This window comes from Micromonospora sp. NPDC048040, assembly GCF_055587185.1.
In genome coordinates this window covers 115666-131580 of record NZ_JBVJGT010000010.1, presented here as the reverse complement: position 1 = coordinate 131580, position 15915 = coordinate 115666, and the positions used below count along the sequence as shown (strand labels likewise).

Sequence of the window (15915 nt, the reverse complement as noted above, 5' to 3'; positions counted from 1 at the left end):
CCGGGACGGGGACACCGACGGGCCGTCGTCCGTTGGCACCGACTTCGCCCAAAGGCAATGGTCGGTACCTGCCGCGCGAGGTACGGTTGCTGCCCGCCGTCACTCAGGGTCGAGGCACCGACGACCGAAACGGCTGGTTGCGGCGGCGGCGGGCAAAGGAGGAACGATGACCCGCCCGGGCCTGCCCAAGCTGATCGCCACCGATCTCGACGGGACGCTCGTCCGCAGCGACGAGACCGTCTCCGCGTACACCCACGGGGTGCTGGACCGGGTGCGCGCCGCCGGGATCCCGGTGGTCGGCGCGACCGGCCGCGGTCCCCGACTGGCCGAGCTCACCCGCAACGACATCCGCGCCGCCGACTTCCTGGTGATGGCGGGCGGCGGTCGCGTGGTCGACCAGAGCGACCCGGCCGGGCCGGTGGTGCTGCGCGACGAGCGCCTCCCCGCCGAGGTGCTGGCCACGCTGCTCGCCGACCTGGAGGTGGCGGTCGGGCCGCTGACGGTGATGGTCGAGGCGTCGGACGAGCACGACGCGCCGCTCTGGGGCGACTACCACCCGAGCTGGCCCTACCAGGACGCGTTCGAGGCGCGCAGCCGCGCCGAGTGCCTCTCCTGCGACGTGATCAAGGCGTTCGTCCGGACCGCCGACCACCACGTCGACGAGTTGCTCGCCGTCGCCCGGGAGGTCGTCCCGCCGGAGGTCGCCACGCTCACCCAGGCGGGGCTGGGCTTCGTGGAGATCTGCCCGCCGGGGGTGGACAAGTCCACCGGGCTGGCCGTCGTGGCGCAGCGGCTCGGCGTCGACCCGGCCGAGGTGCTGGTCTTCGGCGACATGCCCAACGACCTGCCGATGTTCGCGTGGGCCGGCTGGGCCCGGGTGGCGGTCTCCAACGCCCACCCGACGGTCCGCGCCGCCGCCGACGAGGTGACGCTGCGGAACGACGACGACGGGGTGGCGGTGTACCTCGATCGGCTACTGTCCCGCTGATGGGAGAAGCACCTCGGCTGATCGCCACCGACATCGACGGCACCCTGCTACGGGACGACCGCACGCTCAGCCCGCACACCGCCGACGTGCTGGCGCGGATCGCCGCGCGGGGCACGCCGGTCGTGCTGGTCACCGGCCGTCCGATCCGCTGGCTGAAGCTCGTGTACGACCAGCTCGCCGAGCCGCTGCCGGCGATCTGCGCCAACGGCGCGGTGGTCTACGACCCGGCCGCCGACGAGGTGCTCCGGGCCGACCCGCTCGCGCCGGAACTGCTCGCCGAGGTGGCCCGGCGGCTGCGCGCCGAGGTGCCCGACATCAGCTTCGCGGTGGAGATCGTCGACAGCCGGCAGATGCGGCACGAGGCGCACTACCCGCTGCGCTGGGACGCCGACCACGAGGCGATCCGGGCGGTCGAGACCCCGGAGGAGCTGCTGTCGGCGCCGGCGGTGAAGCTGCTGGCCCGGGCCGCCGACCAGGACCCGGACGCCTTCGTCGCGCTGGTCGCCGGGGCGCTGGAGGGGCTGGCCGAGGCGACCCACTCGTCGTACTCGGGGCTGGTGGAGATCTCCGCCGCGGGTGTGACCAAGGCGGCCGGGCTGGCGTGGTACTGCGCCCGGCTCGGGATCGACGCCCGGGACGTGCTCGCCTTCGGCGACATGCCCAACGACGTGCCGATGCTGACCTGGGCCGGGCGGGGGGTGGCGGTGGCGAACGCGCACCGCGCCGTCCTGGCGGTCGCCGACGAGGTGACCTCGGCGAACTCGGCGGACGGCGTGGCGGCGTACCTGGAGAAGGTCTTCGGGGTGGGCTGACGGCCGGCCGGGGGGCCCGGCCGGCCGTCACGCTCAGAGGTACTGGCCGGTGCCGTGCCCCTCGCCGCCCTGCGGCTGGCCCATGCCCGGCATGCCCGGCATCACGCCGCCGGGGCCGCTGGGCAGCGCCTGCCGGCCCGAACGCATCTGTTCGAGCTGGACCCGGGCGGCCATCTGCTGGGCGACCAGGGCCGCCTGGATGCCGTGGAAGAGGCCCTCCAGCCAGCCGACGAGCTGGGCGTGCGCGATGCGCAGCTCGCTCTCGCTGGGCGCCTTCTCCTCGGTGAAGGGCAGGGAGATCCGCTCCAGCTCGTCCCGCAGCTCGGGGGCGAGCCCCTCCTTGAGCTCGACGATCGACCGCTCGTGGATCTCCCGCATCCGGTGCCGGCTGGCGTCGTCGAGCGGGGCGGCCTTGACCTCCTCCAGCAGCTGCTTGATCATGCTGCCGATCCGCATCACCTTGGCCGGCTGCTCGACCAGTCGGGTGGGGTCCTCGCCGGCGGCCTCGTCGGTCTGCACGGTGCCGACCGGCCGCCCGTCCGGGCCGACCACCACCACCGTTCCGGAGTGACCGGTGCCGTCCTGGCCCGGCTCGTCGTTCTGTCCAGCGGAGTGCGTTTCGGTCATGGGATCCATCTTTACCCAGCCCCTCGGCACACCGCGCCCGGGGACCGATCCCCGACGCCGGATCGGCGGGTGATCCGCGCTACGGTCGCGCCATGCCCGCCGACCCGCGCGCCGTGCTCAGCCGCCCCGCCCCGGCCCCGGACGCCACCGTCTCCTACGGCGACCACCCGGACCATGTCGCCGACCTGCGCCGACCCGCCGGGTCCGGTCCGGCCCGGCCGCTGGTCGTGGTGGTGCACGGCGGCTTCTGGTGGGCCGAGTACGACCGGCGGCACACCGACCCGCTGGCCGCCGCGCTGGCCGCGCTCGGCCACCCGGTGGCCCAGGTGGAGTACCGCAGGACGGGGCAGCCGGGCGGCGGCTGGCCCGGGACGCTGACCGACGTGCTGACCGGCGTGACGGAGCTGCCCCGGCTGGCGGCCGAGGCGCTGCCCGGGCGGGTCGCCGCCGGGCCGCCGGTCCTGGTGGGGCACTCCGCCGGCGGGCACCTGGCGTTGTACGTGGCGGCGACCGCCCCGGCCGCCGTCGGGGGCGTACTGGCCCTGGCCCCGGTGTCGGACCTCGCCGAGGCGTACCGGCTGGATCTGGACTCCGGGGCGGTGGCCGCGCTGCTGGGCGGCGGCCCGGCCGACCTCCCCGACCGGTACGCCGCCGCCGATCCACGGTCACTGGTGCCCATTCCGACACGGACAGTAGTCATGCACGGCGCGCTGGACGAGCAGGTGCCGGTGGCGATGAGCCGCGAGTTCGTCGCGGCCGACCGGGCGGCAGGTGGCGGCATCCACCTCGTTGAGCTGCCAGAATGCGAACATTTCGGGCTCATCGATCCGGAGTCGACGGCATGGCCGGAGGTCACGGCTGCTCTTCGATCTCTACTGGAAGATCGCTAAGGATTGACGCAGCGTCGCTGACCCGGTAGAACGCCGAAGGGGCGCGATCCGCCCTGCAACGCTCCCTGGAAGGAACCCGGTGTCGCAGATGAACCGCAGGCGGGCACTCCAACTGCTGGCCGCGCTCGGCACGGCGGGTCTCGCCGCCGGCTGTGGCACCGATGCCGCCGAGGGCGAAGCGGCCGGCGACGGAAGCCCGATCAAGATCGGCCTCATCGCGCCCACCAGTGGAGGCCTCAAGGCGATCGGCGACGAGATCACCAACGGCTTCCAGCTCTTCCTCGACCTCAACGGAAACGGCCTGGGCGGGCACCCGGTCACCCTGCTCACCGCCGACGAGGGCGACAGCGTGAAGACCGGCAAGGCCGCCGTCGAGGGGCTGCTGAAGCAGGGCGTGCTCGCCCTCACCGGCGTGGTCGACTCGAACGTCATGTTCGGCATCCGGGACACCGTCGAGCAGGCCCGGGTGCCGCTGATCGGCTCCAACGCCTCGCCGACCAGCCTGCAGAGCGTCGTCTACATCTGGCGGACGTCGTACGTGCTGGACGAGGCGGGTCGGGCGCTGGGGCGCTACCTGCGGGAGCAGTTGGGATCCTCGGCGCGGCTCGCGATCATCGCACCCGAGAACGCCGGCAGCCAGGACGTGGTGCGGGGCTTCAAGCAGGAGTTCGGCGAGTCCGACCCGCGCATCAAGGACCCGGTGACCTGGACGGGCGTCTTCACCAACCCGTCGAAGTCCGCGTACCGGGCCGACATCCGCACGGCGCTGAGCCGCAAGCCCGACGCCGTGTTCTGCTTCTACGCCGGGCCGGCGGCGGTCGAGTTCATCAAGCAGCTCCGCATCGAGGGATTCACCGGCAAGATCTACGCCCCGGGCTTCCTCACCGAGGGCACCGTGCTGGAGGCCGTCAAGGCCGAGGACGCGACGGGCATCCAGACCGCCCTCAACTACTCGGCCGACCTGAACAACAACGCCAACCGGCGGTTCGCCTCCGCGTACCGCAAGAAGCACGGCACCTCGCCCACCACCTACGCCATGGCCTCGTACGACGCGGCACAGGTGCTCGACCAGGCCATCCGGATCGCCGGCGCGACGCCCAACCCGCAGCAGGTCAACCTGGCGCTCGGCAAGATCGGCCAGATCGACAGCCCGCGCGGGGTGTGGCAGTTCAACCAGCCGCGCACGCCGCAGCAGAAGTGGTACCTGCGCGAGGTGCAGCTCGACGGCCAGGTGCTGTCGAACGTGCTGGTCACGGAGCTGGCCACGCTCGGCTGACGGCCCGTAGGACGCGCGAAAGGGGCCGGCCTCCCCGCCCGTGAGGCCGGCCCCTTGTCGTACGCCTCGCCCAGCTCGCGCGGCTCGGCTCAGTGGCGCAGCTCGGCGATGCAGCACTTCACGCTGCCGCCGCCCTTCTTCAGCTCGGCCAGTTCGACGGGGACCGGGTGGTAGCCGGCCGCCTTCAGCTTCCCGGCCAGCCGGGTCGCCGCGCTGTTGAGCACCACGTTGAGCCCGTCGCTGACCAGGTTCAGGCCGAAGGCCAGCGCGTCCTCGTCGTCCGCGACCACCGCGTCGGGGAAGAGCTGGGCGAGCACCTTCTGGCTGGCCGCCGAGAAGGCGCCCGGGTAGTAGACGATGTTCTCGTCGTCGATCGACGCCAGTGCCACGTCGAGGTGGTAGAAGCGCGGGTCGACCAGGCGCAGCGACACCACCGGGCGGCCGAGCGCCTCCTGCGCCTCGGCGTGGGCCGGCAGCTCGGTACGGAAGCCGTGCCCGGCGAGGACCAGCCCGCCGTGCGCCTCGGGCAGGTACGCGAAGTCGCCCTCGCCCTCGTTCGTCTCGCTCGGCGCGATGAACCGCCAGCCCTGCGACTCGTAGAACGCCCGGTGCGCGGCGGCCTCGGCGGCCCGCTGCTCGTGCTTGAACTGCGCGCCGTAGACGATGCCGTCGACCACGAACGCGCCGTTGGCGGCGAAGACCATGTCGGGCAGGCCCCGCTCGGGCGTGAGCAGGTGCACCTCGTGGCCGAGGCCGACCAGGGTCTCCCGCAGCCGGTCCCACTGCTTGACCGCCAGCTCCGGGTCGACCGGGGTGCTGACGTCCATCCACGGGTTGATCGCGTACTCGACCGTGAAGTGCTCGGGCGAGCACATGAGATATGTCCGCTTTCGCGGGACTCGCTGCTGGTTCACGGTGACCAAGGGTAGGTACCGTTGAACTTTGGTAACAGCCACAACCATTGCTTCCCAGAGGCGGAACGTTGCAGATAGACGCCGTAGACCAGCGGATCATTGCGTTGCTCGTCGCCGACGCCCGCGCCTCGTACGCGGACATCGGACAACGGGTGTCACTCTCCGCCCCGGCGGTCAAGAGACGGGTGGACCGGCTGCGGGCCGCCGGGGTGATCCGGGGCTTCACGGCGGTCGTCGACCCGGCCGCCGTCGGCTGGACCACCGAGGCCTTCGTCGAGCTGTTCTGCGCGGGCCGGACCACCCCGGCCCAGATCGGGGTCGCCACCCGCCGGCACCCGGAGGTGGTCGGCGCGTACACGGTCTCGGGCGAGGCCGACGCGCTCGTCCACCTGCGGGCCGCCGACATCGCGCACCTAGAGGCGGCGCTGGAGCGGCTGCGGGCCGAGCCCTTCGTGACCTCCACCCGCAGCACGATCGTGCTCTCCCGACTGGTCGAGTCGCCCGGCGTCGGGCCCTCCGGCGGCTGAGCGCGCCGACCGGGCCCGGGGCGCGGCGGAAAACGGCGCGGAAGGTCCGGGCGGGTCGGAACCACGCGCCGCGCGGCCGCGTCGAACCGGCCATGAGACGGGGAGCACACATCCTGGCGGCCGGCACGCTGGCCGCCCTCACTCTGCTCGGCGGGAGCGCGATTCCGCCGCCGCTGCCCGGCGACCCGCCGCCGCAGCGCCTGCCGGCCGCGCCGGTGCTGGTCTCCTTCGACTCCTGCGCCGACGCGCTGGCCGGGCTGCGGGCCGCCGCCCGCGCGTCCGTCGGCCCGTGGGGCTTCGGCGGCGGCTGGCGCACGGGGACCGTGCTCAGCGCCATCCCGGACACCGCGCGGGCGAAGACGGCAGCCGCCCCCGAGCACTCCACCACCAACAACCACGAGGCCGGCGCGGACGAGCCCGACCTGGTCAAGACCGACGGCCGGCGGATCGTCACGGTCAGCCGGGGGCTGCTGCGGGTAGTGGACCCGGCCGCCCGGCGGGAGACCGGGCGGGTCGACCTCACCGGGGCGCTGCCGGAGCTGGGATGGGGGCAGCAGAGCCTGCTGCTGCACGGCGACCGGGCACTGGTGCTGGCCCAGGTGGGCGCCGGCGGGGCCAGGGAGTTCGCCGGGTCGCGGATCGCCGGCGTACCGCGGCTGATCCTGGTCGACCTCGCGGGCCCGCCGCGGGTGCTCGGCACCTACCGCATGGACGGGAGCCTGGTCGACGCCCGGCAGACCGGGTCCACCGCGCGGGTCGTCGTCCGCACCCGGCCCCGGCTGGAGTTCCCGCACGCGAAGCGCGGCACCGACGCGACGCGGACGGCGGCGAACCGGGCGGTCATCGACCGGGCCGGGGTGGAGGCGTGGCTGCCGGCGTACGAGTGGACGGCCGGCACGCAGCGGCACACCGGCCGGGTCGGCTGCGACCGGCTGAGCCGCCCGCCGACCTGGTCCGGCACGTCGATGTTGACGGTGCTGAGCTTCGACCTGGCCGCCGACCGGCTCGGCGACGGCGACCCGGTCACCGTCGCCGCCGACGCGACCACGGTCTATGGCACCGGCCCGAACCTCTACCTCGCGGGCGAACGCCCGGTCACAGGTCGGCCCGGCGGGCCGCGCCGGGACCGGCCGGCGGGCGCACAGGTCACCGAGATCTACCAGTTCGACACCGGCGCGCCGGGGCGTCCCCGCTACCTCGCCGCCGGCACCGTGCCGGGGTCGCTCGTCAACCAGTACGCCCTCTCGGAGTGGCAGGGGCACCTGCGGGTCGCCACCACCACCGGCCATCCCTGGGGCGCTCGCCCGACCTCCGAGTCCGGCGTGCACGTGCTGCGCCGGGACGGCGACGCGCTGACCCGGGTCGGCGCGGTCACCGGCCTCGGCCCGGGCGAGCGGATCTGGTCCGTGCGCTTCCTCGGCGGCTCCGCGTACGTGGTCACGTTCCGGCGGACCGACCCGCTCTACGCGGTCGACCTGACCGACCCGGCCGCGCCCCGGGTCACCGGCGAGTTGAAGATCACCGGGTACTCGGCGTACCTGCACCCGCTGCCGGACGGGCGGCTGCTCGGCGTGGGCCAGGAGGCCGACCGACGGGGGCGGACGCAGGGGCTCCAGGTCTCCCTGTTCGACGTCCGCGACCCGGCCCGGCCGGCCCGGCTCGACCAGTGGCACGTGCCCGGGCAGTACTCCGCGCTGGAGTACGACTCGCACGCCTTCCTGCACCGCCCGGAGACCGGCCTGGTCGCCCTCCCGGTCGGCGACGACGTACGCCTGCTGCGGGTCTCCGGGAGCGACATCGGCGAGGTCGGCACGGTGTCCCACCCCGGCGGGGCGGGCGCGGTGACCCGGTCGTTGCTGGTGGGTGACGTGCTCTGGACCGTCTCCGACAGGGGCCTGCGGGCCACCGATCCGACCACCGCCCGGAGCCTCGACTGGCTCCCTGTGACCTGATTCTCCCTCCCCGGCGGGTGGGGCCCGGTTTCTCGGGGTTTCCGGGCCCCACCCGTCTCAGCCGAGAGATGCTCCGGTCAGAGGTACATGCCGGTGCGGTGCTCACCCTGGTCGCGCCTGACCGCCTTGTCGCCCTCGCCGAAGAAGCGCTTGCCGCCGAACTCGCCGTGCAGCCGGTCGTCCAGCTCGTCCGCGAGCCCCGTCATCACCTGCACGGCGAGCATCAGGTGGGTGGCCTGGAAGTTGCGGCCGAAGACCGGGATGGACGCCCACACCGTGTCGTCGGCGCAGTAGAGCCGACCGATGGGCATCCGGTTGGTCAGCTCGGAGAGCTTCACGTAGAGCCGCTCGGTGGGCTCGACCTCGGTGAGCACCGGGGAGAAGACGTCCACCAGCGGCGGGTTGTCGCGGACCCGGACGAAGACCATCGCCGAGCCGGCGCGGATGTTGATGTCGCCGTCGGAGTCGACCTGCAACCGGTCCGAGTCCGACTTGAGCATGGTCGAGACGACCGTGCGGACCCGCTCGGCGAGCGCGGCCACGTCGCCCTCCGGGGCCTGGGCGGCGGTCGCCGCGGCGAGCGCCTCGTCCAGGTCGGCCTCCACGTCGCGGTCCGGGCCGAACTCGCTGCGCGCGGTGCCCAGCGGCTCCACCGGCAGCGGCTCCCCCTCGGCGTCGTGGATCAGGTAGACGAGGAAGGCGGGGTGCGGGGCGCCGTAGACGTCGCGCAGCGTCCGGGTGATCAGGGCCGCCAGCCGGGTGGCGTCGGTGGTGCTGCCGTCCAGCCCGAAGTGCTCGCCGGAGCCCGCCACCACGCCGGGCGGCGACCAGCCGAGGGCGATCATGTCCGCCACCGCGGCCCGGTCCAGCCGGTAGCCCTGCGGCAGGGTGGCGTTGCCGACCGCGCGGGCCGCCAGCCGGCCCTCCTCGCCGACGTCGACGCTGACGGAGTAGACCGCGTCGCCGGTGCCGGAGGCGGTGGGGTCGAGCGTCAGCTCGACGTGCGTGCCCGTCGGCAGCGCCGCCAGCCGCTCGGCCAACGCCCGCGCGAACTCCCGCCACGCCTGGGTCACCTTCGCCCGCAGGTCGGCCGTGGTGGGCTCGTCGAGCAGGATCGGCTCGTGGTGTGCCGGCAGGGTGCCGGGCGCGTCACCGTTCGGCACCGAGGGGTGGTCTGCCGTCATGATCGCCTCCGTCCGTCCAGGTCACCCTACCCACGGATCCTGGGGGACGAATCAGCCCGACAGCGATCGGACAACGACCTCAGGCGGGGCCCTCGCCGGCGCGTTCGGCGCCCAGCTCGACCGGCCACGAGGCGGCCAGCGCGCTGAGCCGGGCCGCGGCGCCCGCCGGGTCCGCGCCCCGGCCGACCGCCAGCCCGAGGAGGTACGCGGTGACGGGCGCGCCCGGCCGCAGCACCTGGTGCGCCACGTCCTTGGCCAGGTCGAGCACGGCCGGCACCGGCACCTGGGCGGGGTCGAGACCCAGCTCGGCACAGGCCGCGGTCACCCAGTCGTCCATCACCGTCATCGCGCCCACTCCTCCGCCCGGCGTACGTCCTCGTCAGTGTCGCAGTCGAACCAGGGCGGCGGGCCGGCACCGGTCCACGGCACCTCGCGGACCCGCAGCCCGGCCAGCAGGGCCCGGATCGGCGCCCCGACCAGCGGCGCGGCACCGCCCCGCCCGCCACGGGTGGCCGGCTCGGGGGCGGTGGCCGGCTCGGTGGCGGTGGCCGGCTCAGGGGCGGAGGCCGGCTCAGGGGCGGCCCGCTCGGCGGCGAGGCGGTCCAGGGCGGCGCGCAGCGGGGCCACCCGCCACACCCCGCAGAGCGTCTGCCGCCGCCCGTCCTGGTCGACGTAGCAGGCGCCGTCGTGATCGGCGTCGAGCCGGTCGAGCAGCCCCCCGACGGCGGCACGGGTGAGCAGGGGCAGGTCGGCGGCGAGCAGGGCGACCACTGGCGTACCGGGGTCGAGCAGGGCCAGCCCGGCTGCCGCGGCGGCGACGGGGCCCCCGCCCGGCGGCTCCTCCCGGGTCACCCGCACCCCGGCGGGCACCGGCCCGGGCGGGCCGACCACGATGCACGGGGCGGCGTCGGCGACGGCGGCCAGCACCCTGTCCCGCATGGACCGGCCGCCGACCACCCGGGCGGGCTTGTCCACGCCGCCCATCCGGCGGGCAGCCCCGCCGGCCAGCACCACCGCCGCGTACGCGTCCACCCCGCCACGGTAGCCGCGCGGCGACGCGGGCACGGGGTGCAGGATGGCGGGATGGGACGGGCGACTGACCGACGCGGCGTGCTCCGCGTCGACCTCGACGCGGCGGACACCGGCCGCACCTCGGTACGCCGGCAGGACGCCCTCGCCGTGGAGGAGCCGCTGGAGATCCGGGTCGGTGCGGCGGGCCCCGGCCGGCGACGGCCGCTCGCGGTGACGATGCGTACGCCCGGCGAGGATCTGGACCTGGCGATCGGCTTCCTGCTCACCGAGGGGCTGATCCGTGCCGCCGACGACGTGCACACCGCGCAGCTCTGCGCCGGCGCGGAGACGCCCAACACGTACAACGTGGTGGACGTGGTGCTCGCGCCGGGCGTGCCCGAGCCCGCCACCGACCCGGCCCGGAACTTCTACACCACCAGCTCCTGCGGGGTGTGCGGCAAGGCGAGCATCGACGCCGTGCGTACCCGATCCGTCTTCGCGGTGGGTGACGACCCGCTGACCGTGCCGGCGGCGGTCCTGGCCGAGCTGCCGGACCGGCTGCGGGCGGCGCAGCGCGGGTTCGACCGCACCGGCGGGCTGCACGCGGCGGCGCTGTTCACGGCGGACGGCGAGCTGGTCGTGCTGCGCGAGGACGTCGGCCGGCACAACGCGGTCGACAAGGTGATCGGTTGGGCGGTCCGCGAACGGCGGCTGCCGCTGGCCGGGCACGTGCTGCTGGTCTCCGGGCGGGCGAGCTTCGAGCTGACCCAGAAGGCGTGGATGGCCGGCGTGCCGCTGCTCGCGGCGGTCTCCGCGCCGAGCAGCCTGGCGGCGGACCTGGCCGAGGAGGCGGGGCTGACCCTGGTGGGCTTCCTGCGCGACCGGACCATGAACGTCTACGCCCACCCCCGCCGGGTCACCGCCTGATCCACGTGCCGAGCAGCTCCAACCGGGCGGCGGCGTCCCGGGCCAGCAGGAAGCCGGCGATGCCGAGGACCCAGCCCAGCACGCTGCCGGAGGTCCGCACGATCCAGGCGTTGAGGCGGGCCAGCAGCGGCTCGACCAGCCTCGGCCAGGCCACCCGGGACGCCAGCAGCAGCACCGCCGGCAGCACCATCACCAGGCAGTAGGCGGCGAGCAGCCCCACCACGGCCCCCGCGCCGAGCCCCGAGGTGGTCAGCAGGCCGACCGCGCCGAGGTACGGCAGCATCGTCGCCACCTCGGCGAGCGCCGCGAGCAGCGCCAGGCCGACCAGCCAGCGCGGCGAGGCGTCGCCGGCCGTGGCCCGGTCCCGCCAGCGCAGCACCCCGCCGCTGCGCCGGGGCCGCTTGCCGTCGTAGCGGAAGCTGAGCGCGAACAGGCCGATCCCGAGGGCGAGCTGCGCCCAGAGCACGGGCCGGTTGTCCAGCGCGCCACCGAGCGCGTCGGCCAGCCGGCTGCCGCCCCAGACCAGCAGCAGCCCGACCGCGAAGTAGAAGGTGGCGATCGTGCCGAGGTAGGTCAGGATCCGCCGCACGCTGACCTTGCCGGAGGCGAGCAGCAGCCACACCGGGATGAAGAGCGTGCCGATGCTGGTGCTGTCGACCAGGGCCAGGCCGGCGAGCGAGAGCAGCAGTCCGACGCTCATACCGGACGGTCGAGGGGTAGCGGCATGTGATCGATTCTCGGGCGGCCCGGGGCCGGTCGAGTCGCCCCGCGGGACGAACGTCCGCTACATCCTTCGACGGATGCCCGTGTCGGGGTGGGTGGTGGAACGCTGTCGAGCTGCCCCGTCCATGAGACCACCCGCATACCGGCTAACCACGGGCCCGCGCCCACCCGGTGAAGCGCTCGGTCAGGTCGCCCGGTGCCGGGGCGCGCTCCGACGCCGCGAGCTGTTCGCCCGCCTCCGCCTGAAGGGTCGCCAGGTGAACCAGCAGGGCCGCCCGGTCCGTCCGGTACTCGGCGAGCAGCCGCAACTTCGCGGCGGAACACGGCCAGGCGATCCCACAGGCCGCGCAGCGCCAGGTGGGCCGGGTGGGCAGGTGCTCGGGGCGCCGCCGACTCACGCCGTCACCTGCACGCGGGAGATCGGGCGGCGGGCCGGGGCAGCGGCCGGCGGCGTCGTACGCCAACGCACCCCCTCGCACCGCACGTACAGCGAGCGCCGGTCCACGGCATCGCCGCGCGCGTTCAGCTCGTAGACCTCGATCCAGCACCATCCGTGGTACGTGTGCCAGTCGGTCAGGACACGGATCACACGCACGGTGACCGGGCGGACGAACTGCGGGCTCGCGGATCGGGTCAGGCACAGGACGTCGCCGGAGGTGATCTCTCGCGGGCTCACCGTCTTTCCCTTCGTCCGTCGGCTGGAGGAGGGGGCCGCCACGGATGCTCGCCCGGCGGCGGCCCCCTCGCCGGCACGACCGGCGGGCTTCGGATGCCTCCACCGGCTCGCGCCGTCTACAAGGCACCTTGCCCAGGGTTGCCAGACAGTGACACCGCGTAGCAGTCTGTACCGGAATCATTCGGGACGTTCGCGTGAGGGATGGGGATGAACCGGGCGGTACAGGTAGCGATGGCGAAGGCCGGTGAGACTGCGGAGAGCCTTGCCGCTCAAGTCGGCGTCGATCCGAAGACGGCGGCGCGGTGGGTGAGCCAGGGACGAATTCCGCAGACCCGTCACCGTGCCCGGGTCGCCGAAATCCTGAACAAGGACATAGAGGAGCTGTGGCCGGACGCACTGAAGCGCCGCGAACCGGCCTGGTTCAGGCCGTGGACAGAGATTGAGCGCGAAGCGTCAGGGCTGCGATGGTTCGAGTCGGCCGTTCTCCCGGGCCTGCTGCAAACCGAGGACTATGCCCGTGCCGTTCTCACCAGCGGCCCCCTGAACGCCGACGCGGAAGCGTACGTCGACGCCCGGCTACGCCGGCAGGCCGCCGTGCTCGATCGCCCGCGTCCTCCCCTCCTGGTCTTCGTCATCGACGAGGCTGCGCTCCGGCGAGGAGAACCCGAGGTCATGCAACCGCAGCTAGACCACCTGATCGAACTTGCCCGGCGCCCAAACGTCATGGTCCATGTGCTCCCCCTTCGCGCTGGGCTGCACCCGGGCCAGGCCGGACCGTTCATCATTGCCAGCACGCCTGACGGCGAGGTCGGCTACCTGGACGATCAAGCATCCGGTCGCATCACGAATGACGTTGCTCCGCTCTGGGCCGTCTGGGATACCGTGAGATCGGTCGCGCTGCCGCGAGACCAAACCGTCGACCTCCTGAGAGCGCGATCATGGATGACCTGACCGGCGCGCAGTGGCGCAAGAGCACCCGCAGCAGTTCGAATGGTGGCGCGTGCGTCGAGGTCGCCGACAACCTTCCTGGCGTCGTCGCCGTACGCGACTCCAAGGACCCTGCCGGCCCGGCTCTTACCTTCGGGCCAGCGGCGTGGCGCGCATTCGTCGCTCGGGTCGCCGAACGGGCCTGACCGCCCCCGGCACGCAACGTCTCCGCACGGCGGGAACCGAGACCGTCGTCGCCGGGACGAAACGGTGTGCCGGCGGGCCGCACGACGTCCTGCCGGCATGCTGCCGCTCCGGGGCCCGCCGCCGCCGTCCACCCCGCCCGGAACAGCGGCACGACGGGCGAGACGGACGCGGCCGGTCCGTGGTTGACTGCCCGGCATGGAGCTGGGCGTCGGCGAGCAGCACCTTCCCGCCGTCCTGGACCTTCCGGCCGGGCCGGCCCGGGGAGCCCTCGCCGTGCTGCACGGCTCCCACGCCGACACGCGGTCGTACTTCCTCTACGAGCACCTGGGCCGGCTGCTGCCGCCGGCTGGCATCGCGGTGCTGCGCTACGACCGGCGCCCCCGGGTCGACGGTCACGACGTGCCGCTGACCGCCCAGGCCGACGACGCGGCGGCAGCCCTCGACGTGCTGCGCCGGCAGGTCGGCGGCGTCCCCGTCGGGCTGTGGGGATTCAGCCAGGGGGCCTGGGCAGCCGCGTTGACCGCCAGCCGGCACCGGGTCGACTTCCTCGTGCTCGTCGGGTGCAGCGGGGTCAGCCCGGCCCGGCAGATGCGCTACGGCACGGCCGAGCAACTTCGCCGCCACGGGTACGGCGACACGGAACTCGCCGAGCTGGACCGGCTGCGTGGGGTCGCCGAGGCGTACCTGCGCGGCGGGCTGTCCCGGGAGGTCGCCCAGACGGAGCTGGACGCCGCCGTCGAGCGGCCCTGGTTCTCGCTGGCGTTCCTGCCGCGTGAAGTGCCGGAGCCGGGTGCCTGGGCCGACATGGACTTCGACCCGGAGCCGGTCTTCGCGGCGCTGTCCTGCCCGGTGCTGCTCTGCTACGGCGAGACCGACGCCTGGACGCCGATCGAGGAGAGTCTGGCGGTGTGGCGTCGGGCCGCCCGCGCCGCCGAGCTGACCGTCGCCCGGCTGACCGGCTGCGACCACGCGCCCACCGTGGACGAGGCTGACGACGTGGCCGGAGTCAGCCCGCAGTACGAGCAGGTCCTGCTCTCCTGGCTGGACCGGCGGCTTCCCCGCCGGGGGATGACCCGGGCCGGCATGCGTCGGCGCGGCACCGGCGGATCAGCGGGGGCCCCGACGGGTGCGCCTTCGGCGTAGCACTCCGGGCACTGCGACCGCCGGCCAGCCGTCCAACGCGGACGGCGGCACGCCCCGGCGGAGCAGGTCGTCGAGGAGCAGCGCCAGCGAGTGGTCGGGGTGCTCGGCCAGAGCCCGCTCCAGGGCCACCGCCGCCAGTGCCCCCTGCCCCGCCCGCCAGGCCGCGAACGCCAGCAGCGCCGCCGGCGCGGCGATCAGCTCCGGCTCGGCCCGGCGCAGCACGTCGGTCCAGAGCGCGATGTCCTCGTCCCGCCCGTCCGTGCGCTCCCACGCGTGGTCCCGGACGGTGACGTGGGTCAGCAGCAGGCTCAGCCAGGCCACCTCGTCGTCGCCGAGCCGCTGCCCCCGCCGGTGCCGGCGCAACGCGCCGCGTACCGCCGCCACCCCGGCGGCCCGGACCGCCCGCCCGTCGCGCAGCTCCGCCGGGGGCGTCTTGTCGAGCAGGGCCGCCAGACGCCGCTGGGCGCGGACGGCGGCCCGGCGCATCGCCACCCGGCCCGGGCCGTCGACCGGCGCGACCTGCGCGACGAGGGCGGCCCGGTCGGGCAGGGCGACCTGGCCGGCGAAGACGGCCGCCGCGCTGACCTCGCTGGCCCCGGCGTCGAAGCGGGTGCCCTCCGGCGGGCAGCACTCCGGCTCCGCGCAGACGTACGACCAGTAGCGGCCCTCGGTGACGCGGAGGGCGTCGAGCACGGGCAGCCCGGCCACGGCCAGCGCGGCGCGCACGGCGTCGACGGCCGGCGTGACCCGGGCGGCCGGGCCGTAACCCAGGACCGTGGCGGTCTCGACGCCCTGCCGGGCGATGACGTCGGCGAGGTGCCGGGCGGGCTCGTGCGGGTCTGCCAGGTCGGGCAGGTCGGCGCGGGCGGCGAAGGTGATCCGGCGGCCCCGCATGGCGACCACGACCACGCTGTCGGCCGGGTGGAAGCCGAGTAGGTACGGCACGGCGGCGATGAGGTCGGCGGGGGAACGGACGGCGAGCCGGGGGCGGTCGGTCGAGGTCATGCCCGCAGCCTGCGGCGCGGGCGCGCCGGCCGGCTGACCCTGTGGACGACACACGGGTTATCCACAGACACGGAGAGTATCGCCGCAGCTCACCGGGGAACCTGCGGCACGGACGACGCGCGGTGG

The 15915-nt window shown here is 74.4% G+C and carries 19 protein-coding genes; 10 read left to right on the top strand and 9 right to left on the bottom strand.

The window, feature by feature from the left end:
• The first annotated feature begins 166 nt into the window (after window positions 1-166).
• Window positions 167-988: an HAD family hydrolase gene (locus ACZ6O2_RS13610; protein WP_350678411.1), complete on the top strand. Its 822-nt coding sequence runs from the start codon at window positions 167-169 to the stop codon at window positions 986-988.
• Window positions 988-1800 (top strand): HAD family hydrolase, encoded by an 813-nt coding sequence (locus ACZ6O2_RS13605; protein ID WP_350702563.1) that lies wholly within the window; start codon window positions 988-990, stop codon window positions 1798-1800. Before ACZ6O2_RS13610 ends, ACZ6O2_RS13605 begins: the two co-directional genes overlap by 1 nt.
• Before the next feature lie 33 nt (window positions 1801-1833).
• Here the strand turns inward: ACZ6O2_RS13605 and ACZ6O2_RS13600 are convergent, their stop codons facing one another.
• On the bottom strand, window positions 1834-2436 hold the full coding sequence (locus ACZ6O2_RS13600; RefSeq protein WP_466023037.1) for a bacterial proteasome activator family protein: 603 nt from the start codon (window positions 2434-2436) through the stop codon (window positions 1834-1836).
• An 83-nt stretch (window positions 2437-2519) separates the two neighbouring features.
• Between ACZ6O2_RS13600 and ACZ6O2_RS13595 the strand changes: the two genes are divergently transcribed.
• On the top strand, window positions 2520-3317 hold the full coding sequence (locus ACZ6O2_RS13595; RefSeq protein WP_466023036.1) for an alpha/beta hydrolase family protein: 798 nt from the start codon (window positions 2520-2522) through the stop codon (window positions 3315-3317).
• Between the two features lie 79 nt (window positions 3318-3396).
• Window positions 3397-4593, top strand: a complete 1197-nt coding sequence (locus ACZ6O2_RS13590; protein ID WP_350702557.1) for an ABC transporter substrate-binding protein — start codon at window positions 3397-3399, stop codon at window positions 4591-4593.
• Between the two features lie 89 nt (window positions 4594-4682).
• On the opposite strand, the gene ddaH is transcribed toward ACZ6O2_RS13590, so the two are convergent.
• On the bottom strand, window positions 4683-5516 hold the full coding sequence (ddaH, locus tag ACZ6O2_RS13585; protein WP_466023035.1) for a dimethylargininase: 834 nt from the start codon (window positions 5514-5516) through the stop codon (window positions 4683-4685).
• Window positions 5517-5575: 59 nt separating this feature from the next.
• On the opposite strand from ddaH, the gene ACZ6O2_RS13580 reads away from it, so the two are divergent.
• A complete protein-coding gene (locus tag ACZ6O2_RS13580) occupies window positions 5576-6034 on the top strand; it encodes an Lrp/AsnC family transcriptional regulator (RefSeq protein WP_350702553.1) in 459 nt (152 codons plus the stop codon).
• 92 nt (window positions 6035-6126) lie between these two features.
• Window positions 6127-7986, top strand: coding sequence for a beta-propeller domain-containing protein (locus ACZ6O2_RS13575; protein WP_466023034.1), 1860 nt, complete (start codon window positions 6127-6129; stop codon window positions 7984-7986).
• A 77-nt stretch (window positions 7987-8063) separates the two neighbouring features.
• On the opposite strand, the gene ACZ6O2_RS13570 is transcribed toward ACZ6O2_RS13575, so the two are convergent.
• From ACZ6O2_RS13570 to mobA, 3 genes are all read right to left on the bottom strand, one after another.
• Window positions 8064-9170, bottom strand: a complete 1107-nt coding sequence (locus ACZ6O2_RS13570; RefSeq protein ID WP_466023033.1) for a T3SS (YopN, CesT) and YbjN peptide-binding chaperone 1 — start codon at window positions 9168-9170, stop codon at window positions 8064-8066.
• A gap of 79 nt (window positions 9171-9249) precedes the next feature.
• Window positions 9250-9516, bottom strand: a complete 267-nt coding sequence (locus ACZ6O2_RS13565; RefSeq protein WP_350702548.1) for a DUF6457 domain-containing protein — start codon at window positions 9514-9516, stop codon at window positions 9250-9252.
• Window positions 9513-10235, bottom strand: a complete 723-nt coding sequence (mobA, locus tag ACZ6O2_RS13560; RefSeq protein WP_466023032.1) for a molybdenum cofactor guanylyltransferase — start codon at window positions 10233-10235, stop codon at window positions 9513-9515. Before mobA ends, ACZ6O2_RS13565 begins: the two co-directional genes overlap by 4 nt.
• A gap of 18 nt (window positions 10236-10253) precedes the next feature.
• Between mobA and fdhD the strand changes: the two genes are divergently transcribed.
• The gene (gene fdhD / locus ACZ6O2_RS13555) at window positions 10254-11108 is read left to right on the top strand and encodes a formate dehydrogenase accessory sulfurtransferase FdhD (RefSeq protein ID WP_466023031.1); all 855 of its coding nucleotides are present in this window, start codon (window positions 10254-10256) and stop codon (window positions 11106-11108) included.
• On the opposite strand, the gene ACZ6O2_RS13550 is transcribed toward fdhD, so the two are convergent.
• The 3 genes from ACZ6O2_RS13550 to ACZ6O2_RS13540 form a co-directional block, all read right to left on the bottom strand.
• Window positions 11098-11808: a GAP family protein gene (locus ACZ6O2_RS13550; RefSeq protein ID WP_466023030.1), complete on the bottom strand. Its 711-nt coding sequence runs from the start codon at window positions 11806-11808 to the stop codon at window positions 11098-11100. The genes fdhD and ACZ6O2_RS13550 overlap by 11 nt on opposite strands.
• Before the next feature lie 169 nt (window positions 11809-11977).
• On the bottom strand, window positions 11978-12229 hold the full coding sequence (locus ACZ6O2_RS13545) for a flavin reductase (protein ID WP_350702541.1): 252 nt from the start codon (window positions 12227-12229) through the stop codon (window positions 11978-11980).
• Window positions 12226-12507: a hypothetical protein gene (locus ACZ6O2_RS13540; protein ID WP_466023029.1), complete on the bottom strand. Its 282-nt coding sequence runs from the start codon at window positions 12505-12507 to the stop codon at window positions 12226-12228. The genes ACZ6O2_RS13545 and ACZ6O2_RS13540 overlap by 4 nt, the downstream gene beginning before the upstream one ends.
• 207 nt (window positions 12508-12714) lie before the next feature.
• Between ACZ6O2_RS13540 and ACZ6O2_RS13535 the strand changes: the two genes are divergently transcribed.
• The 3 genes from ACZ6O2_RS13535 (at window position 12715) to ACZ6O2_RS13525 (ending at window position 14784) form a co-directional block, all read left to right on the top strand.
• Complete coding sequence (locus tag ACZ6O2_RS13535; protein ID WP_466023028.1) at window positions 12715-13458, top strand: Scr1 family TA system antitoxin-like transcriptional regulator; 744 nt, start codon at window positions 12715-12717, stop codon at window positions 13456-13458.
• Window positions 13446-13640 (top strand): DUF397 domain-containing protein, encoded by a 195-nt coding sequence (locus ACZ6O2_RS13530; protein WP_466023027.1) that lies wholly within the window; start codon window positions 13446-13448, stop codon window positions 13638-13640. Before ACZ6O2_RS13535 ends, ACZ6O2_RS13530 begins: the two co-directional genes overlap by 13 nt.
• 196 nt (window positions 13641-13836) lie before the next feature.
• Window positions 13837-14784 (top strand): alpha/beta hydrolase, encoded by a 948-nt coding sequence (locus ACZ6O2_RS13525; RefSeq protein WP_466023026.1) that lies wholly within the window; start codon window positions 13837-13839, stop codon window positions 14782-14784.
• On the opposite strand, the gene ACZ6O2_RS13520 is transcribed toward ACZ6O2_RS13525, so the two are convergent.
• Complete coding sequence (locus ACZ6O2_RS13520) at window positions 14749-15789, bottom strand: DUF4192 domain-containing protein (protein ID WP_466023025.1); 1041 nt, start codon at window positions 15787-15789, stop codon at window positions 14749-14751. The genes ACZ6O2_RS13525 and ACZ6O2_RS13520 overlap by 36 nt on opposite strands.
• Between the last annotated feature and the right edge of the window lie 126 nt (window positions 15790-15915).